This window comes from Deltaproteobacteria bacterium (assembly GCA_013151915.1).
GTDB lineage: Bacteria > BMS3Abin14 > BMS3Abin14 > BMS3Abin14 > BMS3Abin14 > BMS3ABIN14.
The window spans coordinates 27,112-48,038 of sequence record JAADHJ010000006.1; the positions used below are offsets into that span (position 1 = coordinate 27,112).

Here is a 20,927-nt window from a genome sequence, read left to right on the forward strand (position 1 = left end):
AATGGACATAATCCTTTTAGGTCCTCCAGGGGCCGGCAAGGGCACCCAGGCGAAATTCATAGTTGAAAAATGGAATATTCCTCAGGTCTCAACCGGGGATATCCTGAGGACCGCCGTTCGTGAGGGGACCGCCCTGGGTGTCGAGGCCAAGTCCTTTATGGACAAGGGCGAGCTCGTACCCGACCGGGTTGTCATAGGCATCATCGCCGAGCGGCTGAAGGAGGATGACGCAGCCAACGGTTTCATCCTTGATGGGTTTCCCCGCACCATACCCCAGGCAGAGGCTCTTGGTGAAATACTCGCCGGCATGGGTCGGACCATTGACCACGTTGTCAGCATAGAGGTTGAGGATCAGGAACTGGTCACCCGTCTGACCGGCCGAAGGATGTGCAAGGGATGTGGGGAAAGCTTCCATATGGTCTTCAACCCTCCCGGAAATGAGGGCGTCTGTGATCGCTGTGGCGGTGAGCTTTATCAAAGGGATGACGACAAAGAGGAGACCATCAGACAGAGGTTGAGGGTATACCACCAGCAAACCTCTCCTCTGATATCATTTTACAGGGAAGAAGGATGCCTGAGGCCCATTAGGGGTACCGGCGCCATGGGGGATATTTTCATCAGGATCGAGCAGGCCCTGACGGGGAAAGGGCAGAACTGTTCGTGACGGTTGTACTCCGGGGATGGCTCCCGGTCGATAACTGCGGATTTCAGCAATGATACACAGAAAAACCGCCGCCGATATTACCATCATGTACCAGGGTGGCGCTATTGTTGGTAATATATTGGAGAGGATGAAGGAAGTGGTAAGGCCCGGAATCACCACTTCCAGGATAGAGGCGGAAACCGACCGGATGTCAAGATCCATGGGGATTGTGGCCGCCTTCAAAGGTTATAGGGGCTATCCCAGCAGCATCTGTGTATCGGTAAATAATGAGGTGGTCCATGGGATTCCTTCCGATAAGCGGCGACTGGACGCGGGCGATATCGTCGGGTTGGATTTTGGCGCCTTCTTCAAGGGCTTTTACTCCGATGCGGCGGTAACCCTTCCTGTGGGCGAGCCCGCGGATGAGGCCAAGCGTCTCATGAAGGTTACCGAGGAGGCCCTATACAAGGGTATAGACGCTGCGGTGATTGGTAACCGCATTGGAGATATATCCCATGCGGTCCAGGAGTATGTTGAAAGCAACGGATACTCGGTGGTTAAGGTTTTTGTGGGGCACGGCATCGGTCGAAGCCTGCACGAAGAACCCCAGGTGCCCAATTTTGGGGATCCCGGATGGGGTGTCCGGCTGAAGGAGGGGATGACCCTTGCCATTGAGCCTATGGTAAACGCCGGGGAAGATCAGGTGCATGTTCTGGATGACGGGTGGACGGCGGTGACGGCCGACGGAAGTCTTTCGGCGCATTATGAGCACACCGTTGCTATTACCGCCAACGGACCCAGGATACTGACTCTGGCCCGGAAGGGCTGAAGGAGAGTAAAAGAATGGCAAAGGAAGAGGCCATTGAAGTAGAGGGGACAGTGGTGGAACCGCTGCCTAACGCGATGTTTCGCGTCGAGTTGGAAAACGGTCACCAGGTGCTTGCCCATATTTCAGGGAAAATGCGCATGCATTACATCAGGATTCTACCTGGGGATAAGGTGACGGTTGAGCTTTCCCCCTATGATCTTACAAGGGGAAGAATTACCTACAGGGCCAAATAATGATGGACTCGCAAAAAGTCATCTCCCGTCTCGGAAAACGGCTCAGAGAGATCTTTTTACGAGGTTGTCAATAAAGGATCGAGAGGAAGGTAAGATGAAGGTCAGACCGTCTGTCAAGAGGATGTGCGACAAATGCAAAATTGTCCGGCGCAGGGGTATTGTGCGTGTGATTTGCGAAAACCCCAGACACAAACAGCGGCAGGGTTGATTTCAGGAGGGTAAACAGTGGCGCGTATCGCTGGAGTGGATTTACCGAGGAGCAAGAGGGTTGAGGTCGCCCTGACTTATATTTATGGGATCGGGCCCTCAAAGGCCAGCCGGATAGTGCGGGACGCCAAGGTGGACCCCGATGTTCGTGTGGTGGACCTGGATGAAGGGCAGATCGTTCGCCTTCGTGAGGTCATCGACAAGGCCCATATGGTTGAGGGTGACCTCCGCAGGGAGGTGGCCTTCGACATCAAGCGCAAGATGGACCTGGGCTCTTATGAAGGGCTTCGGCACCGGAGGGGCCTGCCGGTCAGGGGACAGCGCACGAAAACCAATGCGCGGTCCAGGAAAGGGCATCGGCCTTCTATCGGTGGAAGAAAAAGGAAGTAAACTTGATGACTTTGCGAAAAGTCATCAATGCGCCCATTAAGGGGCGCGCAAATCAATGACTTGCAGGGCAAGTTGTTGATTTGTGAGGAAAGTGAAAATGACATTTTTCGCTTTCCGTGGAGTAAAAAGCCATGTATGGACTTTTTACGACCCCATCAAACCTGATGGCTGGAGGAAAAAATGGCAAGACCTAGGAAAAAGGGATCCGCAAAAAGGGTCAAGAAAAACGTGCCCGTCGGCGTGGCCCACATACAGGCGACATTCAACAATACCATAATTACCATCACTGATCCTGTTGGGAACACCCTGGCCTGGTGTACCGCAGGGAGCAAAGGTTTCAAGGGATCCAGAAAAAGCACACCTTTTGCTGCCCAGTTGGCAGCGGAGGACGCCGCCAAAAAAGCCATGGAACACGGTGTCCGCAAAGTTGACGTACTCGTCAAGGGTCCGGGATCGGGTCGTGAATCAGCTCTGCGATCCCTCCAGGCCGCCGGGCTCGAGGTAACGATAATTCGGGATGTGACCCCTATCCCTCATAACGGATGCAGGCCGCCGAAAAAGCGCAGGGTCTGACGAAGGAGGAAAAAATTGGCTCGATACCGTGAATCCGTATGCCGACTCTGCCGGAGAGAGGGCACAAAGCTTTTTCTGAAGGGAGATCGCTGCTATTCCGATAAATGTGCGGTGGAGCGCAGGCCCTACCCCCCCGGCATGCACGGCACCCGCAGGATGAAGCAGTCAGACTATGGCATCCAGCTCAGGGAAAAACAGAAAGCCCGTAGAATTTACGGGGTCATGGAGTCCCAATTCCGGAATTATTTCAAGACTGCCGATGGGCAGAAAGGCGTGACCGGGCAGAATCTCCTTGTCCTTTTGGAGAGGCGTCTGGATACCGCCGTGTACCGTCTGGGGTTCGCCGCTTCCCGTGCGGACGCCAGGCAGCTCGTAAAACATGGGCATATTATGGTCAACGGCAGAAAGGTCGATATTCCCTCGTACCTCCTCAGAATAGGGGATGAGATTCAGATAAGGGAAAAAAGCCGTGAATCTGTGCGGGTGAAAGAAGCAATGATCTCCGCCGAGAGAAAAAGCGTTCCTGCCTGGCTGGACCTTGAGACAAAGGCATTCAAAGGGGTGTTTAAAAACTATCCCACCCGCGAGGAGGTCGCGCTGCCCGTTCAGGAGCAGCTGATCGTTGAGCTTTACTCCAAGTAGTTCCGATGGACCGGCAGTTGGTTCATCAAAAAAACAATATCACCGGGCTTGGGGTGAAACCGATGGGATTCACTCCAGGTGGTGATCAGGGGGCGTAATCCGCGAGGAGTCGAGATGACAATATTGGATACGAATTGGAAGAGTCTGACCCGCCCAACAAAACTGGAATTCGACAACGATTCGAAAACCGACACGTTCTGCCGTTTTTCCACTGAACCCTTTGAGCGGGGGTATGCCACCACCCTTGGCAACGCACTGAGGAGGGTGTTGATTTCCTCTCTGCAGGGGGCAGCCGTGACCGCCTTTCGCATCGAAGGTGTCCTACACGAGTTTTCAACGATCCCCGGGACCTATGAGGATGTAACCCAGATAATCCTCAACCTGAAGGAGCTCCGGTTCCTGGTGCACTCCGAGGAGCAGAAGATTGTTTCCCTGGACGTCAGCAAAGAGGGGTTGATTACTGCAGGCGACATCATAACCGACCAGGATGTTGAAATACTCACCCCCACCAATCCCGTTGCGACCCTGGAGAAGGGTGCCCACCTGAAGATGGAGATCGTCATAAGGTTAAACAAGGGGTTTATCACCAGCGACAGGAACAAGAATGAGGATCTCCCCGTGGATTTCATTGCCATCGACTCCATCCATTCCCCTGTGGTCAAGGTGAACTACCGGGCTGAAAACGCACGTGTGGGACGGATGACAAATTTCGACAGGCTGATTATGGAAATTACCACCGATGGCAGCCTGCTTCCCGAGGATGCTCTGGCCTACGCCGCCAAGATCATCAAGGAGCACATGAACCTCTTCATCAACTTTGAGGAGACCGCTACGGTGGAGGCGGAGACAGAAAAGGAGAACGTGGAGGAGAAGAAAAACCTCCACGAGAAGCTCAATAGACATGTCAATGAGCTGGAGCTTTCCGTCAGATCCATTAACTGCCTGCAGAACGCAGACATCGACACCATCGGCGAACTGGTCCAGAGAACCGAACCGGAGATGCTCAAAACCAAAAACTTCGGAAGGAAATCGCTCAACGAACTCAAGGAGATCCTTTTGGAAATGGGATTGACCTTCGGGATGGACGTGAAAGGATGGGAACCTTCCACGGAGGGAGAAGAGGAACTTCCTCCAGTGGACGACTGATGAAAAATGATGGACCTGCAAAAAGTCCATCAAGCAGGATGTGCGCGGAGTGGAAGCCATCTCCCGCCTCGTAAAATAGCTTGAAGAGACTTTTTTCGGGGTTGTCGAAAATGGACGTCCGGGCGGGTTCTGAATGTTGATGTAACAGGGAAAGGTAGGGGGTTTTATGCGGCATCAAAAGTCTGGAAAGAAGCTCGGGAGGACGTCGGCTCACAGGAAGGCGCTCTTAAGGAATATGGTGACGTCCCTTCTGAAGCATGAGCGGATTGTTACAACCGCGGTGAAGGCCAAAGAGATCGGGCGGTTGGCGGAAAGGATGATAACCCTTGGAAAGAGGGGTACCCTTCACACCCGGAGGCAGGCCATCGCATTTATCGAAAGCGGCGAGGTGGTCAAGAGGGTTTTTTCCGTCTATGCTGAAAGGTATCGAGACAGGGATGGCGGCTACACCCGGGTGATTAAGCTCGAGCCTAGAGCCGGCGACAACGCTCCCATGGCAATTATAGAGCTGGTGGATCGTCCCATCGAAACCAAGGATTCCGACAAGAAGAAGGCCAAGTCCGACACCAAGAAGGCCAAGTCCGACACCAAAAAGACCAAGCCCGACACCAAAAAGGCTAAACCCGACGCCAAGAAGGGCAAACCGGCTGCTGAAAAAACCAAATCCGAGGATAAGAAAGAGAAACCCGGGAAGAAAGCCTCCGAGAAAAAGACAACGGCATCAAAAAAACCTGCGACGGCCGCAGCCAAAAAGAAGACCGAGGTTCCCAAGGAGGAGAAGGAATAGTATCCAGGGCCGTTTTGGCCATGAGGGAATATTCGCATCAGAGCAAGGGCTGCCGGCCCTTGCTCTTTGTTTTTCGGCAGGAGCGATCCCCTTTGGTCTCACGCAGAGCGAATCACCCACCTTCGCCATCCACCTTCGTTCTCCGAGCTTCAGCCGTTGCCAAGGCTATAGCTGACAGGTCGGTGGACAAGATATTATGGTGGGCAAGCATCGGGTCACGCAGGAACGATTCAGTCTAAGGGTTTTCTTTCTCACGTTGAACGTTGGGTTCCAGGTACTCATTTTCCGGGATGAACCAAAAGGACATTATTGAAGATGCCGTATCTCTCCATTAAAGACCTTTGCTATACCTACGATGTCGGGGGTATTCCCGCCTTGCGTGGTGTTGACCTTGAGGTGGAGAAGGGCGAACTGATGGCGATCGTTGGTCCCAATGCCGCCGGCAAAAGCACCCTGGCCCGTGCCGTCAAAGGGTTGATAAAACCCCAGTCCGGGAGAATAGTCATTGATGGACAGCCCGTGGAAGGGAATTCCCCCGATGGCAGGGTAGGCTATCTTCTCTCCAACCCTGAAAACCAGCTGGTTACCTCCATTGTTGAGGAGGACGTTGCCTTCGGGCTTGAAACACAGGGCGTTGAACCATCGATCATCAGGGCCGCGGTGGATCGTACCCTCAACATGCTCGGTATTGAGCGGTTCCGGCGGGCCATGCCTCATCGCATGTCATGTGGTCAGCAGCAGATGGTCGCGCTGGCCGGAGCGCTTGCACCGGATCCCGATGTTCTCGTTCTCGACGAGCCCACCGCTTACCTTGACCCCATAGGGGGTGCCGCGGTGATGAAGGTTCTGGAGGGGCTTGCCGAAGATGGCCGGACCATCATTTTCATCACTCACGACATGGAGGAGGCATCGCGGGCCCACAGGATTGCCATGATGGTCAATGGCCGGGTAGACCGGGTGTCCGGGCCATACGAATTGTTCCGTGACCAGGAGGCCGTAAAGCTTGGGAGACTGAAACAGCCGTTCGCGGTGATGTTGACCCAGGGGTTGGAATTGGGAGGGATCACCCTGCCGCAACCGAGCGCCTGTCTGGATAGTGTGGTGCCCATGATGACGAATCTTCTGGAGGGTCGTCCAGTCGCCCCGCCCCTTACGGTCGGCTTTCTGAAAGGGAAAGGGGAGAATCGGGACAACCGGCGCGGCCTGAGTTATTGTGACGTCAGCTTCCGATACAGGTCTTCCGGTCCGGGTGGAGTCGAGGTCCTCAAGGGACTGGATCTTGAGGCTCGGAAGGGCTCAATGATGGTGCTGTGCGGGGCCAACGGTACGGGTAAGAGCACATTGCTCCAGATGGCCAACGGCCTTCTGAAACCGGATGCCGGCCACGTTCTGTTGGAAGGGGATACCCTGGAAAAGGCGGCCCGCCTCCCGGGAGGAATCCCTGCCCGCGCCGCTATCCTCTTTCAGAACCCTGAACGGCAGGTCTTTGCCGAGACCGTGTTCGACGATGTGGCGTTCGGTCCCAGGAACCTTGGCGCCGGCGAGAGTGAGGTCAGGGCCCGCGTAATGGAGGCAATAGAATGGACCGGCCTTTCCCCCCGGATTCTCAGGCGGTCCCCCTTCAGACTCTCCGGCGGCCAGTTGAGAAGAGTGGCTATTGCGGGGATACTGGCCATGAAACCCCATCTCATCGTCCTGGACGAACCCACGGATGGTCTCGATCCTCTTGGGGCCGGTGAGCTGATTTCCAGGGCTGCCCAGTATGTGAAGAGTACCGGCACAACCGTTCTCATGGCGACCCACAGGGTCCCGGAATCCAATATCCAGGGATGTGATCTTGCGATCCTCGACGGGGGGAGGATCGCTGCATGCGGTTATTCGGAGGAAATCCTGTTCGGAGCCCAATCCTCCCTTTCCCTGGAATTCATGCCTCCTCACATCCGGGTTCAGCATGAGCTGATCAGGAGGGGAAGGAACATTCCGGAACCCTCCCTGGATGTTGGGGGAGCGGTTGATGCGCTTGTAAAGGCGGTGAAGGGTTTTTAATTAAAAAGTCCATTAATGGTTTTTACTTAACGGAAAGCGAAAAGTGCCATTTTCACTTTTCGTGGAAATCTTCGATTTGAGCGCCCTTAAGTGGTCGCCTTGATGACCTCTCACGAAGTCATCAAAGTTGAACTTTTGACCCATACATGTTACCTAAATCCAGATAAAATCCTTTTTTTGAGCAAGCAGGATGTGCGTGAAGCGTGCAGACTGGCGGGGGAGCCACGCCAATGGCGTGACCACCGAGAAAAACGGTTTGAAGAGACTTTTTACGAGGTTATCAAGATTGAAAAGGAGAGGAACATGATCGCCAAAAAAATTCAGCTAAGCGAAAAGGAGATGCCCAAGGCCTGGTACAATATCGTTCCGGATCTTCCCAACCTCCCGGACCCACCTCTCAATCCCGGTACCGGGCAGCCTATCGGGCCCGAGGACCTGGCACCCATTTTCCCTATGGGACTTATTGAGCAGGAGGTCTCCCAGGAAAGATGGATACCGATCCCCGATGAGGTGCTGGACATCTATCGTCTCTGGCGTCCTTCCCCTCTTTATCGCGCGATCCGTCTGGAAGAGGCGCTGGGTACTCCAGCCAGGATATACTACAAGTACGAGGGGGGGAGTCCTGCGGGAAGCCACAAGCCCAACACCGCCATACCCCAGGCCTATTACAACAGGAAGGAGGGCGTCAGACGCCTGGCCACGGAAACCGGCGCCGGCCAATGGGGCAGCGCTCTTTCTCTCGCATGTCAGTTCTTCGGTCTCGAGTGCACCGTTTACATGGTCAAGGTGAGCTACCATCAGAAACCCTACCGTCGGTCCATGATGCAGGTTTGGGGCGGGGAGGTCATCCCCAGTCCCAGCGACCGGACCAATGCGGGCCGGGGTATCCTCGAGAAGAATCCGGAGTCCCTTGGCAGCCTCGGCATTGCCATCAGCGAGGCAGTGGAGGACGCCGCCACCAGGGATGACACCAAGTATGCCCTTGGAAGCGTACTTAACCACGTCCTGATCCACCAGTCCATTATCGGACTTGAGGTCAAGGAGCAGCTCAAGAAGGTGAACGAGAAACCCGATGTGCTCATCGGGTGCTGCGGAGGCGGCAGCAATTTCGCCGGACTCGCCTTTCCATTCATGCCCGAGAAGTTGGCTGGAGAACAGATCCGGTTCCTCGCGGTGGAGCCCACCTCCTGTCCTACCCTCACCAAAGGCACCTATGCCTATGATTTTGGCGACACCGCAAAAATGACGCCCATGATGCCCATGTATACCCTCGGCCACGATTTCGTTCCTCCGGGGATTCACGCCGGCGGCCTGAGGTACCATGGGGATTCCGCCCTTGTCAGCATCCTGCACAGGGACGGCATAATCGATGCGGTCGCCTATACGCAGAACCCGGTTTTCGAGGCCGCTGCGACCTTTGCCAGGACAGAAGGAATCATCCCCGCTCCCGAATCCTCCCACGCCATAAAGGCCGCCATCGACGAGGCGATCCGGTTCAAGGAGGAGGGCAAGGAGGGGGTCATCGTGTTCAATCTCAGCGGACACGGCCACTTCGACATGGGGGCCTACGACTCCTATTTCGCCGGCAAGCTCGAGGATTACACCTATCCATCCGAGAAGATTGCCGATTCCCTGAAGAATCTCCCAAAGGTTAGGTAGTCTGGAGAGCAGATGGTTTCCTGGTTTAAAAAGCGATCCTCACGTCCGGGGCGTTCTGAGCGGCGCAAGGTAGCTGTTCCCGAGGGCCTATGGGTCAAGTGCAATAACTGTGGACAGATTTCCTACAGCAAGGAGATCGACCGGAACCTGAAGGTCTGTCCCAAATGTGATTATCATTTCCGGATCACCGCCCGGGAGAGGATTGCGCTCCTCGTGGATAAAGGGTCCTTCGAGGAGTTCGATTCCGCCATCGAGAGCATGGATCCCCTCCATTTCAAGGATTCGCAGAAGTATACGGATCGCCTCAAAAAGGCCAAAAAGAAGACCGGCCTGTCCGATGCCGTAATCTCGGGTGTATGCACCATCGATGGTCAAAGGGCGATCCTGTCAGTTTTTGACTTCTTCTTCATGGGGGGCAGCATGGGATCCGTTGCAGGAGAGAAGGTGACAAGGGCCGTGGAGAGGGCCGTTTTGGACCGCTGTGGCCTTGTCATCATTTCTTCCTCCGGGGGGGCCAGAATGCAGGAAGGCGCCCTGTCCCTCATGCAGATGGCCAAGTCCAGCGCGGCCCTTGCAAGGCTGAGAAGGGAAGGTCTCCCCTATATTTCAATCCTTACAGATCCTACCACCGGCGGTGTAACCGCGAGCTTCGCCATGCTGGGGGACGTGAATATCACGGAACCTAAGGCCCTTATCGGATTTGCGGGACCAAGGGTAATCGAGCAGACCATCAGGCAGGAACTGCCGGATGGCTTCCAGAGATCAGAGTTTCTTCTGGAACACGGAATGGTGGACTGCATCGTCTCCCGTAAGGAGATCAAGAGCACGGTCGCCAGTCTTCTTGCGGCCTTTACCGGGCAATGACCTATCAAGAGGCCGTGGATTATATTTCCGGCCTCACCGAGATGAGCATAAAACCAGGGCGAGAAAGGATCGCTGAGGCGCTTGCGATTCTGAAACGCCCTTTTTCTGAGTATCCCCATGTTCTCATTGGCGGTACCAACGGAAAGGGTTCCACCCTGGCCTTCATGGGGGCGGTCCTCGATGCCGCGGGATACCGTGCCGGTCTTTTCACCTCTCCCCACCTTTTTCGTTTCGAGGAGAGGATCCGTGTGGGGCCCGATTCACTGCCCTCCGAAGTCCTGCCGGTCCTGGTCGAGGAGATCAGGGCGTTGAATGTTCCCCTTTCCTATTTTGAGTTTGCAACGGCCATGGCGCTGCTTTATTTTGCCCGTATGAAGGTGGATATAGCCCTTTTGGAGGTTGGCCTTGGGGGGCGATGGGACGCGACGAATGCCACGGATCCGATCCTGTCCATCGTTACGGGCGTGGCGCTGGACCATACGGAATGGTTGGGGCACAGCGTGGAGGCCGTCGCCGTAGAAAAGGCGCAGATTATGCGTCCCGGCAGATCCGTAGTTGTCGGGAGGCTCCCGGAGGAAGCCGAAAGGGTAGTGCTTAGAGAGGCGGCCGCATGCGGCGCCGATGTGGTTCTTTTTGACCGGGATTTTTCCATTCGTTCAGGCCCCGGCGGTCTCCTTTACCGGGGTCGATCCTGGCGCCTGGAAAGGATCGTACCCGGCCTTAGGGGTGTTTTTCAGCAGGATAATGCCGGTTGCGCTCTTGCGGCGCTCGAACGGCTGGAGGAACATGGATTCCATTTCTCCCGGGAGGCCATTCTCCAGGGGGTTCGGAAAGCCGTTTGGCCCGGCAGGTTTCAATCGGTTGTCAGGGACGGCAGGGCCGGGATTATCGTTGATTCGGCACATAACCCCCATGGAATACGGGCGCTCATTCGTTCTCTCCCGGAGGAGGAAAAACCGCCCATATGGCTGATTTCAGCCCTGAGGGAGAAAAATGTCCGCGGTATGGCCCGTGAGATCGCTCGGGTGGGCGGACCCGTCTTCCTGGTGCCCCTCGATCACCCTAGAGCCATGGCTGTTCGGGAGATGTCGAGGTTTTTCGAAGAGGCGGGAATAAGATGTGGTGTCTATCCCGACGTTGATGTCGGCCTGTCGGAGGCTGAACATGTGGCGGCTGAAAGGGGCGGCAGGGTGGTTGCGGCCGGGTCGGTGGTCCTGGCCGCCAAGATCCTTGAGCTTTGCTCCGTGAGGCCGGGCGGGACCATGGAGAATATCCCGTGAGAAGGTGTTTCGCAATCCTCTGTGCAACTGTCCTCTTTGCCGCGACAGCTATGGCCGCCGACGGATCCATCCGTATCCGGGCTGCCTCCATGGCGGCCAGGTCCGACGGGACGCTTGTGGCTGAGGGGGGAGTAACAATTGTGGGCCAGGGGATTACCGCTCACGCGGACAGGATGACATATGATCCAGCCAGATCCTTCTTAAGCCTTTCGGGCAATGTTCTGCTTGAGGATCGTAGCGGGGGGAAGTCGACCGGCGATACCATGGACCTTGATCTTGGAACCATGGAGGGGGGGATCAAGGGAGGGGAAATCATTCTGGAACCGACCGGCTACCGGATCAGGGGGGAAAGCATCAGGCGTCTCGCGCCGGATGAGTACGAGGTGAAAAAGGGAACCCTTACCTCCTGCCCGGGAGACTGTCCGGACTGGTCCCTGACCGCCTCGAAAATCCGGGTTAAAAAAGAGGGCTATCTGACGGCGAGAAACGTCACTTTTCGCCTGGCGGGTATCCCTGTCTTCTATTCGCCGTACCTGGTATATCCCGTCAAGGCCGGGAGACAGACGGGGTTCCTTCTGCCGGAGGTGGGGTTTACCGATGCCCGCGGATGGGAGGCATATTTTCCATTTTTTGCCACCTTGGGGCAATCGGCCGACCTGACCTTGACCCCGGAGACCTTCAGCCGGGACCGGATGGGTCTGAATGGTGAATTCCGATATCTACTGCCCTATGGCGGGGGCGGCAGGTGGTCGGGTTTTGCCATCGGAGATAGGGGAGATGGCGGCGACACCGGTCGATATTTCGTTTCGGGAAGCCATGCTCTCGCCATCCTCCCTGGTTTCTGGATGAGGGGAAGGTGGTATGATGCAGGAAATTTCAACACCCCAGCCGATTTCGGAGCGACCTTCGATCAGCGCAACCCCGGTCTCGTAGACAGGCACATCAGCCTCGATTTCGAGGGGGGTGGAATATCCCTTTGGGCCGGGCTGTCGGATCTTGCTCCCAATGGCGCCACGGTGCGAACCGGTCCGACCCTCGGGAGAGCGGAGGCGGGCGCCGCGATCGGCCCCATCTCGTACGGCGCCGGGACAGCCGCCCTTTCCATGGACGTTACCCGGTTCAAGGGCGGTGACGAACGTTTTCTCATAACCCCGCGGTTGTCCGCCGACTGGGACGGCCCCGGGGGCCTTGCGGGGCGTCTTTCGGGGGAGTGGACGGGTTCGGCTGAGATCGAGGGGTCATCGTCCGATTCCATGGCTGTCGTAACACTGGAGGAAAGGCTCGCTCTCTCCCGATCCTTTTCCTGGGGTCTGCATCGCCTGGATATCTCTCTCCTTGGAGGTGTGGCGGACGGGTATTCCTTTGCCACGACCGGCAGCAGAGACGGACTTGACGCCGGCCGGGAGAGCTCTGTGGTGGCGGGACATATCCGGAGCCGAATTAACGCAGGCGCCCTGAACTGGGACCTCCAGGCGGGGGTGTTAAGAGACTTCCATCAGGAGGAGTCCGTTGTTTTCGGCAGAACTTCCCTGCGTCGTGGACCGTGGTTTCTCGGGGGAACCTGGAACCGCGACGCAAAATACGGGCTTATCCTTCCCATCGCGTCGTCCGTGTCTACGCAGAGCCATGGGTGGACCGTGGAGACCGGCTACGAGACGGACCGGCTGATGTTGAGGGTAACGCGCAATGAAGCGGATGGGTCGCCGGGTGTCCTGTCCGGGTCTTACCGCGTTTCACTGGGGGCATTCAGAGTGTCCGGTACTGCACAGTACGACCTGGACGCCGAAGATATCTCTGACGATACTCGGACGATTACATACGGGGCCACATGCTGGGAACTGTCCCTGACCCAGAGCCGTAACAGGGGCGGAACCAGGTGGAAACTCAACGCCGCGATAAGGTATTGATGACTTCGTAAGAAGTCATCAAAGCGCCCACTTAGGGGCGCTCAAATCGAAGATTTGTGAGGAAAGAGAAAATGACATTTTTCGCTTTCCGTTGAGTAAAAAGGCAAGGATGGACTTTTTACGACCCTATCAAAATTGACATGAGGGACCCCATGTTCTATATTCTAGCGCCCTTCGCCTTGGCTTTCGGCCTTTTCGTGGTTTTTCTCATTGTCGGCATCCTGATCGGTGATCCTGTCAGACCCTTCCGGATGTTCGCCTCCAGGCCCATTCCCGGGTCCACGGAAGAAGAGGAAGAGGATGCCCTTCCAGGGGGAGATGGAAACAACGGGGCCCCCAAAGGCGGAAAAGACCCTTGAAACAGGATCAGATCAGAAATTTTTCCATAATAGCTCATATAGATCACGGCAAGTCCACCCTGGCTGACAGGATTCTTGAGATTACCGGGGCGGTAGCCAAAAGGGACATGACTGAGCAGATCCTCGACTCCATGGATATCGAGCGGGAGAGGGGCATCACCATCAAGGCCCAGACGGCCCGCCTGTCCTACCGGGCACATGACGGACAGACCTATCAGTTAAATCTCATTGACACACCGGGACACGTGGATTTTACATACGAGGTCTCCCGTTCCCTCGCCGCCTGTGAAGGCGCGGTCCTGGTGGTGGACGCGTCTCAGGGTGTGGAGGCCCAGACAATTGCCAACGCCTACCTTGCTGTGGAGCAGGATCTGGTGATAATCCCGGTCATAAACAAGATTGACCTTCCCAGCGCGGACCCCGGCCGCGTCAAGGAAGAGCTGAAATCCGTCCTTGGAATTGACGCTGAGGATGTTCTGGAGGTCAGCGCCAAGGATGGCACCGGCGTTTCATCCCTGCTGGAGGCCATCGTCAAGGGGGTGCCGCCTCCAAAGGGTGATCCTTCCGGCCTGACCAGGGCCCTTATCATGGATTCCTGGTACGACAACTATGTGGGAGTCGTGTCCCTGCTCAGGGTCTTCGATGGGATTCTGAGGCCGAAGGACGAGATCCGTCTGATGGCCCAGGGGGGGCTCCACAGCGTGGGGGAACTGGGTGTTTTTACCCCGGCAGCTGTGGGCGTTTCAAGCCTCTCCGCGGGCGAGGTCGGATACCTGGTGACCGGGATCAAAGACATCAGGGTGATGCAGGTTGGGGACACGGTAACGGAGCGGGCCAGGCCCGCTTCTACACCCCTGCCGGGATTTCGTGCCGTACGTCCCATGGTATTCGCAGGACTTTACCCTGCTGTAAGCGAGGATTTTTCCGCCCTTCGGGAAGCTCTGGAGAGGCTTCAGCTCAACGATTCCTCCCTTGTCTACGGACCGGAGACCTCCGAAGCCCTTGGTTTCGGATTCAGGTGCGGTTTTTTGGGGATGCTGCACATGGAGGTGGTCCAGGAACGCCTCGAACGTCACTTCGAATTGGATCTTGTGACCACCGCGCCCACCGTAGTCTACCGGGTTAAAAGAACGGAGGGTGGATGGTCTGAGGTGGACAACCCGGCCCGGCTGCCGGTGGCCGGCGATGTTGAGGAGATCCATGAGCCCTATGTCCGTGCCACCATCATGGTTCCCGACGACTACCTCGGAGGGGTACTGGCCCTCCTCACGGAGAGGAGAGGCGAGCAGCGGGCCATGAGCTACCTGGAAGGGCGAAGGGTCATTCTGGAGTACGATCTTCCCCTATCGGAGGTTATCTTCGATTTCTACGACAGGCTCAAGTCCATCAGCAGAGGGTACGCGTCCTTCGATTACGATCCTGAAGGATACCGCCCGGGGGATCTGGTCAAACTGGACCTCAGGGTTAACGGCGAGTCGGTTGACGCTCTGTCTACCATTGTTCCCAGGGAGAAAGCCTATTACAGGGGGCGCGACCTGGCCAGAAAGATGAAGGGCCTGATCCCGCGCCAGATGTTCGAGGTGGTCATCCAGGCTGCCATAGGCAACAGGGTAATCGCCCGGGAGGTCGTAAAGGCTCTGAGGAAAAATGTCCTTGCCAAATGCTATGGCGGTGACGTAACACGTAAAAGAAAACTGCTGGAGAAGCAGAAGGAAGGGAAGAAGAGGATGAAGAACGTGGGCAAGGTACAGATACCCCAGGACGCCTTTATGGCCATTCTCAGGGTGGAGGATTGAGGGCGTTCGTTCACCGGGATAAGGAACGTTCAATGTCCAACGTCCAATGTTCAATGTTCAATGTTCAACGTTCAATATTCAATGTTCAACGTTCAACGTTCAACGTCCAAACCTTGCCCTCTGGACCCTGGACTCTGGACTCTTACTTTAAATAGAGGAGAAACACGTGTCAAAGGATAGCGATCAAACCGAAACCGTCCATGGGAAAGCGGGGCTGCTCACCTGGTGGAAAACGAAGAGACGCAGCAAGGTCGGCGAATATGTCGAGGCCATCCTTCTGGCTCTGGTCCTCGCCCTCTTCATCAGGACCTTCGTTGTCCAGGCCTTCAAGATCCCCTCTCCCTCCATGGTACCGACCCTGCTTGTAGGTGATCATATTCTGGTCAACAAGTTTATCTATGGTTATGCTTTCCCTTTCCTGGACCACAGGGTTCTGGTTTTTGAAAAACCGCACAGGGGAGATGTCATCGTTTTCAAGTACCCGAAAAACCCCAAGCTGGATTTCATCAAACGCTGCGTGGCTGTGGGAGGGGACACGGTAGAGGTACGAAACAAGAAACTTTTCATTAACGGCAAAAAAGTCCCGGATGAGCATGCCAGGTACTTCGAGGGCTCCCTTTCGGGGTTCATGGAGGGGAGGGACAATTTCGGGCCTGTCACGGTGCCCGAGGGGAAGCTCTTCATGATGGGGGACAACAGGGACAACAGCAACGACAGCCGGTTCTGGGGCTTCGTTCCCATGAAAAATGTCAGGGGTAAGGCCTTCATGATCTACTGGTCATGGGACAAGTCAAGGAATCTACCGAGAATCGGTCGAATCGGCGATCTGTTAAAGTGAAAAAACCTTTTGGTGGAGGGGTATGACGGCAAGTTCATCAATGAAAGCCAGGTTGAAGGTCTTCGCTTCGGGGATCTGGATGCCGGCTCTGGTATTCTGCATTATCGTAGCAGGGACACTGCTCCTGAAGCGGAATATCGACCGGTATCGGAACGAGCGGATCCTGAATGAAACGGAGATAACGGCAGGACAGGTGGGGGTGCGTCTCGCGGACTGGATAAACATCCGGACGGCCCTGGTTACGCACATTGCGCGTGACATGCAGGTCTGGATGGGAAGGCCCCAGGATGAGTTTCGGCGCATGGTCTCCGGTTTTCTTCAGGTCTATAAGGGTTTTCAGGCCATCAACCTGGTGGACCCTGACTGGGTGATCCGCGTCACAGTTCCCAACAAAGGCAATGAGCCGGCCTTGGATAAGGATCTGCATAACCATCCTGACCCCAGTGTAGTCCCCGCGATCAGCAGTGCCCTGAAAAACCGCTCACTGGCGCGAACCGATGTCCTCGGTCTCCTCCAGGGGGAAAAAGGATTCGCCGTCTTCATGCCCTCGTTTGACCGGAGGGGCGGCCTTGTGGGGATCGTCGACGGGGTCTTCCGTGTCAGGCCCATGATTGACCGCTGTATCCGGGATAAGGAGCTCCGCCGCCGCTTCAGGTTCACCCTGAGTGAAGTGGACGGACGTCCCGTCTACTCGCATCAATCCGGAGGAGATCCTCCTCCCTGGCCCTTCCAGACCCTGCTTTCCTTGCAGATCGTAAACCGGCCCTGGATTCTCACCTTCGCCCCGTCCCCCACCTATCTTGCCCGACTCTCATCCCAGACCAGCAGCGCCCTGGTTCCGTTCGGGATCATCCTGGCGAGCCTTATGGCTCTGATGACCCGTGTTCTCAAGACCCGGCAGAGGGAACTTTTGCAAAGCGAGGAGCGCTTCCACTCCATTACCGAAGACGTGCTCGATTATACCCTGGTGGGCATTATCATCCTCGACGCCGGGTGCCGGGTGGTCTGGGCCAACAGGGCCGTCGCCAAGTATTTCGGCATGAGCCGGGAGGAGATGGTAGGGCAGGATAACCGCCGGCTCATCCGGGAGAAGATAAAATACCTTTTCGAAGACCCCGAACATTTTTCAAAAAAAGTCCTGGCCACCTACGAGGACAACACCTACGAGGAGGCTTTTGAGTGCCACGTCCTTCCTGATGGGGAGCGTAAGGAGCGGTGGCTTGAGCACAGGAGCAGGCCTGTCAATACAGGGGTCTACACCGGTGGGCGCATCGAGCAGTATTATGCCATAACCCAGCGAAAAAAGGCCGAAGAGGAACTTTTGCACGTCCGAAAGATGGAATCCATCGGAGTGATGGCCGGAGGCGTCGCCCACGATTTCAACAACATCCTTATGCCCATCCAGGGGTACGTGGAGATGGCCATGACCGAGCTTGGCGCTTCAAGCCCCGTCTACGGTAAGCTGCAGAACGTTCAGACCGCCGCCAGGAGAGCTGGCGAGTTGACCAGACAGCTGCTGGCCTTCAGTTCCCGGCAGCCCCTGTCCTTCGAGATGATAAACCTCAATGACGTCATAGCCGAGCTGACGGGAATGTTGGACAGGATACTCCGGGAGAACATCGAGCTCGTGGAGGATCTGGATCCCGGCCTTGGAGACATCCACGCCGATTCGGGCCAGATAAGCCAGGTTCTCATGAACCTGATCGTCAATGCCAGGGGAGCCATGGAAGCGGGTGGTCGTCTAACCATAGAGACGCGGAACGTGACCGTGGGTAGGGATGGGGTGCCGGGCCATACAGAGGTCCCGCCGGGGAAGTACGTTTCGGTGGGTATGGCCGACACCGGGGCAGGAATGGAGCCCGGAGTTCTGGAGCATATTTTCGAGCCTTTCTATACGACAAAGGCCCGCGGGAAGGGGACGGGGCTCGGCCTCGCCACGGTGTTCGGGATTATCAGACAACATGGCGGAACAATAACCGTGGACAGCAAGCCGGGCAAGGGGTCTACGTTCAGGATCTACCTGCCGCGAAGTGATGAGCCGGCAGACGATGAGCCGAAGGTCCCAAAGGGGTTCGATGGACAGGGAGCCCGGCCGGAAATCAAGGCCAGAGTCCTGGTGGCCGAGGACAACGAGATGGTCCGGGAAATCACGGTAAACATGCTCCAGTCCCTGGGCTGCGAGGTTCTTTCCTCCGGTTTGCCCGACGAGCTTCTGTCTTTTCTAGGCCGGTATGACGGCCCGGTCCACATCCTTGTGTCCGATGTCGTCATGCCGCAAATGAGCGGAGTGGAGCTTTTCCGGAGGGTTTTGCAGAGGCTGCCCGACGTGAAAGTCCTCTTCATTTCGGGCTATGCGGACTGCACGCTCCTCGGTGAGGTCAGGGCGTCCGGTATGCCATTCCTGCAGAAACCTTTCAGTCTGGAGGATCTTTCCGCGAGTATTAGGAAACTCATGTAGGGGGGTGTCATGCGGTTTAAACACTATCTTCTCATTGCCGTTCTCGTCTACGGATTAATTGCCGGTATCCGACTGGGTTCCCCATACGTTCGGAACATGATGTTTTCCCACGAGATGGACAGCCAGGCCAACCTGATGAAGTTCGGCACAGCCATTCGGGCCAGAAACAGGCTCCTGGAATCGGCCAGGCAGTACAAGGTGCCCGTGGACGAGGATAACCTGGTGGTGATCAAGGACGAGGAGAGGGGGCTTGTCACCGTGGAGGCTGAGTACAGCATGACGGCGACCATCCCCTTCGGACTGTACTCCTACACGTGGCATTTTCACCCCGTGGTACGGAACAAAATTTCACCGAAGCCTCAGCGTAATTTCTGACCGGCCGACCTTCTTCGAGGAGTTGATCATTGAAGCGGACCGGAGGATGTACGAGAATAAGGCCGCGAACAGGGCGGCCGGTGGAGGAGTGGACGATGACGGACAACGCTGAAAAAACGATCCTTCTGGTTGACGACTCGCTCCTTTTTCTGACCCAGATGAGAGATCTCCTTGGCGAGGCATCGTTCAGGACTATTGAATGCTCCGACAGCCGGAAGGCCAGGGATATCATCGAAGGCAGGTACGGGGACCTGGACCTGATCATCACCGACCTGAAGATGCCCCGCTGGGACGGGTTCGAGCTGATAGGTTGGCTGAGGGATCAGCCGTACGGGGAATCCATCCCGGTCGTGGTTATGAGCGGCGCCTATGAGCTGTCGGAGATAGTGGACCGGCTCAATGAACTGAAGGTCAACGGGATGCTCAACAAGGGCGCCCATCCCCACCACATCGTGACCCGAATAAACTCCATCCTTTTCCCTGAAATGGAGGAGAAGAGGCAGTATGAGAGGGTCTCCGTCCACATCCCATCCAGCTATACCCTCGATGGGGTCGCCCATGACGCTGTAATCACCAATATCAGCCTGGGGGGCTGCTTTCTCGTGACCGGTGACCTCGCCCCGGCCAACGAGGTGGTCTCAGTAAAGATCGCGTTGTCCGATCCCGAAAGGATTATCCTTCAGTCCGGGGAGGTGGTGTGGGTGGTCGGTAAGGAAAGCTGGTCGGGGAAAAAACAGGCAATACAGGGTATGGGGGTCCAGTGGGTCGGGCTGATACATCCCGTCAAGCTGCTTCTGGAAAGTTATATCGAGGACGTCCTGAAAACGGAGCGCCTTTTCACCATATTCAGCCCCTGACAGACCTCATTCCCACTCGAGGTCTTTTTCAGTTATGGGAAGGAAGGCGAGTGCCAGGTCAGGGTCGAACTGGGTGCCGGAACACCGCTTGATCTCGGTAAGAGCCTCGTCCCATTCCTTTGCCGGCCTGTAGGCCCTGGTAGAGGTTATGGCGTCGAAGGTGTCGGCAATAGCGATAATCCTCCCCCCGAGAGGAACCTTGTCGCCGGCCAGGCCGTCGGGATATCCCCGACCATCCCACCGCTCATGATGGTGTCTTACGAATCCAATGGTGGGCTGGGGAATAATGGGTTCCAGGATTCGGACGCTCGTCAATGGATGCTGTTTGACAAGGTCGAACTCCTCGTCTGTCAGCTTTCCGGGCTTGTTGAGGATACGGTCCACAATCCCCAGTTTGCCGATGTCGTGAAGCTGCGCAGCCGTAACAATATTCTGCGTCATCTCCCTGCCCATGTCCAACCGGCTACAGAGCCACTCGGAGAGCTGTGTGACCCGAGCGGAGTGGCCGCTGGTATACTGGTCCTTGGCCTCAATGGCGTTTGCCAGGGAGGAAACCACGTCGGTGAACATTGAGCGGATCAACACGGACTGCTCCATAACTTTCTGCTCAAGGGTATTCTGGTACTCGCGGTTCAGCCGGATGAGGTTTACCTTCTCCAGCGCTCGGTCCACCGAGACCTGAAGGCTGTCGAAATTGAACGGCTTGGAGATGTAATCGTAGGCGCCCATTCGCAGGGCCTCAATGGCGGTGTCGAGATCGGAGTGCCCGGTCATGAGGATTACGGCCGTGTTGGTAAACTTCTTCCTGACGCCTTCCAGGACAGCGATGCCGTCTTTATCAGGCATCCTGATGTCTGTGAGGACAAGGTCGTACGAATTGGCTTCGATAAGATCAAGGGCTTCCAGCCCTCCGGAAGCGGTTTCAACCTGGTAGCCCTGGGTGATAAGGAACTCGACAAGGACTTCCCGCACCATATCCTCGTCGTCAACGACCAGTATGCGGGTCGAATCGGTCCGGCCTGTAAGATGAGTCATCTT

The 20,927-nt window shown here is 56.2% G+C and carries 21 protein-coding genes; 20 read left to right on the top strand and 1 reads right to left on the bottom strand.

All coding sequences use genetic code 11. The features are described from left to right. Position 1: 1 nt before the first annotated feature. The 20 genes from GXP52_01125 (at position 2) to GXP52_01220 (ending at position 19,889) form a co-directional block, all read left to right on the top strand. Entirely contained in the window at positions 2-664 is a 663-nt protein-coding gene (locus GXP52_01125; GenBank protein ID NOY85886.1) for an adenylate kinase, read from the top strand. A 49-nt stretch (positions 665-713) separates the two neighbouring features. Continuing rightward, positions 714-1,472: a type I methionyl aminopeptidase gene (map, locus tag GXP52_01130; GenBank protein NOY85887.1), complete on the top strand. Its 759-nt coding sequence runs from the start codon at positions 714-716 to the stop codon at positions 1,470-1,472. A 14-nt stretch (positions 1,473-1,486) separates the two neighbouring features. Next, positions 1,487-1,705 (top strand): translation initiation factor IF-1, encoded by a 219-nt coding sequence (gene infA, locus GXP52_01135; protein ID NOY85888.1) that lies wholly within the window; start codon positions 1,487-1,489, stop codon positions 1,703-1,705. 94 nt (positions 1,706-1,799) lie between these two features. After that, positions 1,800-1,913, top strand: coding sequence for a 50S ribosomal protein L36 (gene rpmJ, locus GXP52_01140; GenBank protein NOY85889.1), 114 nt, complete (start codon positions 1,800-1,802; stop codon positions 1,911-1,913). 17 nt (positions 1,914-1,930) lie between these two features. Continuing rightward, complete coding sequence (rpsM, locus tag GXP52_01145; protein NOY85890.1) at positions 1,931-2,302, top strand: 30S ribosomal protein S13; 372 nt, start codon at positions 1,931-1,933, stop codon at positions 2,300-2,302. 180 nt (positions 2,303-2,482) lie between these two features. Beyond that, a complete protein-coding gene (rpsK, locus tag GXP52_01150; protein NOY85891.1) occupies positions 2,483-2,875 on the top strand; it encodes a 30S ribosomal protein S11 in 393 nt (130 codons plus the stop codon). Positions 2,876-2,890: 15 nt separating this feature from the next. Then, positions 2,891-3,517 carry a 30S ribosomal protein S4 gene (gene rpsD, locus GXP52_01155; protein NOY85892.1) on the top strand — a complete coding sequence of 209 codons (627 nt, stop codon included), beginning with the start codon at positions 2,891-2,893 and terminating at the stop codon, positions 3,515-3,517. A 123-nt stretch (positions 3,518-3,640) separates the two neighbouring features. Further along, positions 3,641-4,663 carry a DNA-directed RNA polymerase subunit alpha gene (locus tag GXP52_01160; protein ID NOY85893.1) on the top strand — a complete coding sequence of 341 codons (1,023 nt, stop codon included), beginning with the start codon at positions 3,641-3,643 and terminating at the stop codon, positions 4,661-4,663. Positions 4,664-4,829: 166 nt separating this feature from the next. Beyond that, a complete protein-coding gene (gene rplQ / locus GXP52_01165) occupies positions 4,830-5,450 on the top strand; it encodes a 50S ribosomal protein L17 (GenBank protein NOY85894.1) in 621 nt (206 codons plus the stop codon). A gap of 315 nt (positions 5,451-5,765) precedes the next feature. Then, positions 5,766-7,496 carry an ATP-binding cassette domain-containing protein gene (locus GXP52_01170; GenBank protein ID NOY85895.1) on the top strand — a complete coding sequence of 577 codons (1,731 nt, stop codon included), beginning with the start codon at positions 5,766-5,768 and terminating at the stop codon, positions 7,494-7,496. A gap of 306 nt (positions 7,497-7,802) precedes the next feature. Then, positions 7,803-9,155, top strand: coding sequence for a TrpB-like pyridoxal phosphate-dependent enzyme (locus GXP52_01175; protein ID NOY85896.1), 1,353 nt, complete (start codon positions 7,803-7,805; stop codon positions 9,153-9,155). Between the two features lie 12 nt (positions 9,156-9,167). Continuing rightward, positions 9,168-10,019 carry an acetyl-CoA carboxylase carboxyltransferase subunit beta gene (locus GXP52_01180; GenBank protein NOY85897.1) on the top strand — a complete coding sequence of 284 codons (852 nt, stop codon included), beginning with the start codon at positions 9,168-9,170 and terminating at the stop codon, positions 10,017-10,019. Further along, the gene (locus GXP52_01185) at positions 10,016-11,299 is read left to right on the top strand and encodes a bifunctional folylpolyglutamate synthase/dihydrofolate synthase (GenBank protein ID NOY85898.1); all 1,284 of its coding nucleotides are present in this window, start codon (positions 10,016-10,018) and stop codon (positions 11,297-11,299) included. The genes GXP52_01180 and GXP52_01185 overlap by 4 nt, the downstream gene beginning before the upstream one ends. Beyond that, positions 11,296-13,206 carry an LPS-assembly protein LptD gene (locus GXP52_01190; GenBank protein ID NOY85899.1) on the top strand — a complete coding sequence of 637 codons (1,911 nt, stop codon included), beginning with the start codon at positions 11,296-11,298 and terminating at the stop codon, positions 13,204-13,206. The genes GXP52_01185 and GXP52_01190 overlap by 4 nt, the downstream gene beginning before the upstream one ends. A gap of 152 nt (positions 13,207-13,358) precedes the next feature. Continuing rightward, positions 13,359-13,565, top strand: coding sequence for a hypothetical protein (locus tag GXP52_01195; protein ID NOY85900.1), 207 nt, complete (start codon positions 13,359-13,361; stop codon positions 13,563-13,565). After that, a complete protein-coding gene (lepA, locus tag GXP52_01200) occupies positions 13,562-15,361 on the top strand; it encodes an elongation factor 4 (protein ID NOY85901.1) in 1,800 nt (599 codons plus the stop codon). The genes GXP52_01195 and lepA overlap by 4 nt, the downstream gene beginning before the upstream one ends. A 214-nt stretch (positions 15,362-15,575) precedes the next feature. Next, positions 15,576-16,199, top strand: coding sequence for a signal peptidase I (lepB, locus tag GXP52_01205; protein ID NOY85902.1), 624 nt, complete (start codon positions 15,576-15,578; stop codon positions 16,197-16,199). Between the two features lie 40 nt (positions 16,200-16,239). Further along, positions 16,240-18,657, top strand: a complete 2,418-nt coding sequence (locus GXP52_01210; GenBank protein ID NOY85903.1) for a response regulator — start codon at positions 16,240-16,242, stop codon at positions 18,655-18,657. Between the two features lie 9 nt (positions 18,658-18,666). After that, entirely contained in the window at positions 18,667-19,032 is a 366-nt protein-coding gene (locus GXP52_01215; GenBank protein NOY85904.1) for a hypothetical protein, read from the top strand. 95 nt (positions 19,033-19,127) lie between these two features. Next, positions 19,128-19,889, top strand: coding sequence for a response regulator (locus GXP52_01220; protein NOY85905.1), 762 nt, complete (start codon positions 19,128-19,130; stop codon positions 19,887-19,889). Between the two features lie 6 nt (positions 19,890-19,895). Here GXP52_01220 and GXP52_01225 read toward each other — a convergent pair whose 3' ends face one another. Then, on the bottom strand, positions 19,896-20,924 hold the full coding sequence (locus GXP52_01225; GenBank protein NOY85906.1) for a response regulator: 1,029 nt from the start codon (positions 20,922-20,924) through the stop codon (positions 19,896-19,898). Positions 20,925-20,927: the final 3 nt, after the last annotated feature.

Bases quoted from the DNA above. Each gene is read 5' to 3' on its own strand.
- GXP52_01125 (NOY85886.1), top strand. From the start codon at position 2: ATGGACATAATCCTTTTAGGTCCTCCAGGGGCCGGCAAGGGCACCCAG.
- GXP52_01225 (NOY85906.1), bottom strand. From the start codon at position 20,924: ATGACTCATCTTACAGGCCGGACCGATTCGACCCGCATACTGGTCGTT.
- map (NOY85887.1), top strand. From the start codon at position 714: ATGATACACAGAAAAACCGCCGCCGATATTACCATCATGTACCAGGGT.
- GXP52_01210 (NOY85903.1), top strand. From the start codon at position 16,240: ATGAAAGCCAGGTTGAAGGTCTTCGCTTCGGGGATCTGGATGCCGGCT.
- rpmJ (NOY85889.1), top strand. From the start codon at position 1,800: ATGAAGGTCAGACCGTCTGTCAAGAGGATGTGCGACAAATGCAAAATT.
- rplQ (NOY85894.1), top strand. From the start codon at position 4,830: ATGCGGCATCAAAAGTCTGGAAAGAAGCTCGGGAGGACGTCGGCTCAC.
- GXP52_01195 (NOY85900.1), top strand. From the start codon at position 13,359: ATGTTCTATATTCTAGCGCCCTTCGCCTTGGCTTTCGGCCTTTTCGTG.
- GXP52_01170 (NOY85895.1), top strand. From the start codon at position 5,766: ATGCCGTATCTCTCCATTAAAGACCTTTGCTATACCTACGATGTCGGG.
- GXP52_01215 (NOY85904.1), top strand. From the start codon at position 18,667: ATGCGGTTTAAACACTATCTTCTCATTGCCGTTCTCGTCTACGGATTA.
- GXP52_01180 (NOY85897.1), top strand. From the start codon at position 9,168: ATGGTTTCCTGGTTTAAAAAGCGATCCTCACGTCCGGGGCGTTCTGAG.
- infA (NOY85888.1), top strand. From the start codon at position 1,487: ATGGCAAAGGAAGAGGCCATTGAAGTAGAGGGGACAGTGGTGGAACCG.
- GXP52_01185 (NOY85898.1), top strand. From the start codon at position 10,016: ATGACCTATCAAGAGGCCGTGGATTATATTTCCGGCCTCACCGAGATG.
- GXP52_01220 (NOY85905.1), top strand. From the start codon at position 19,128: ATGACGGACAACGCTGAAAAAACGATCCTTCTGGTTGACGACTCGCTC.
- rpsK (NOY85891.1), top strand. From the start codon at position 2,483: ATGGCAAGACCTAGGAAAAAGGGATCCGCAAAAAGGGTCAAGAAAAAC.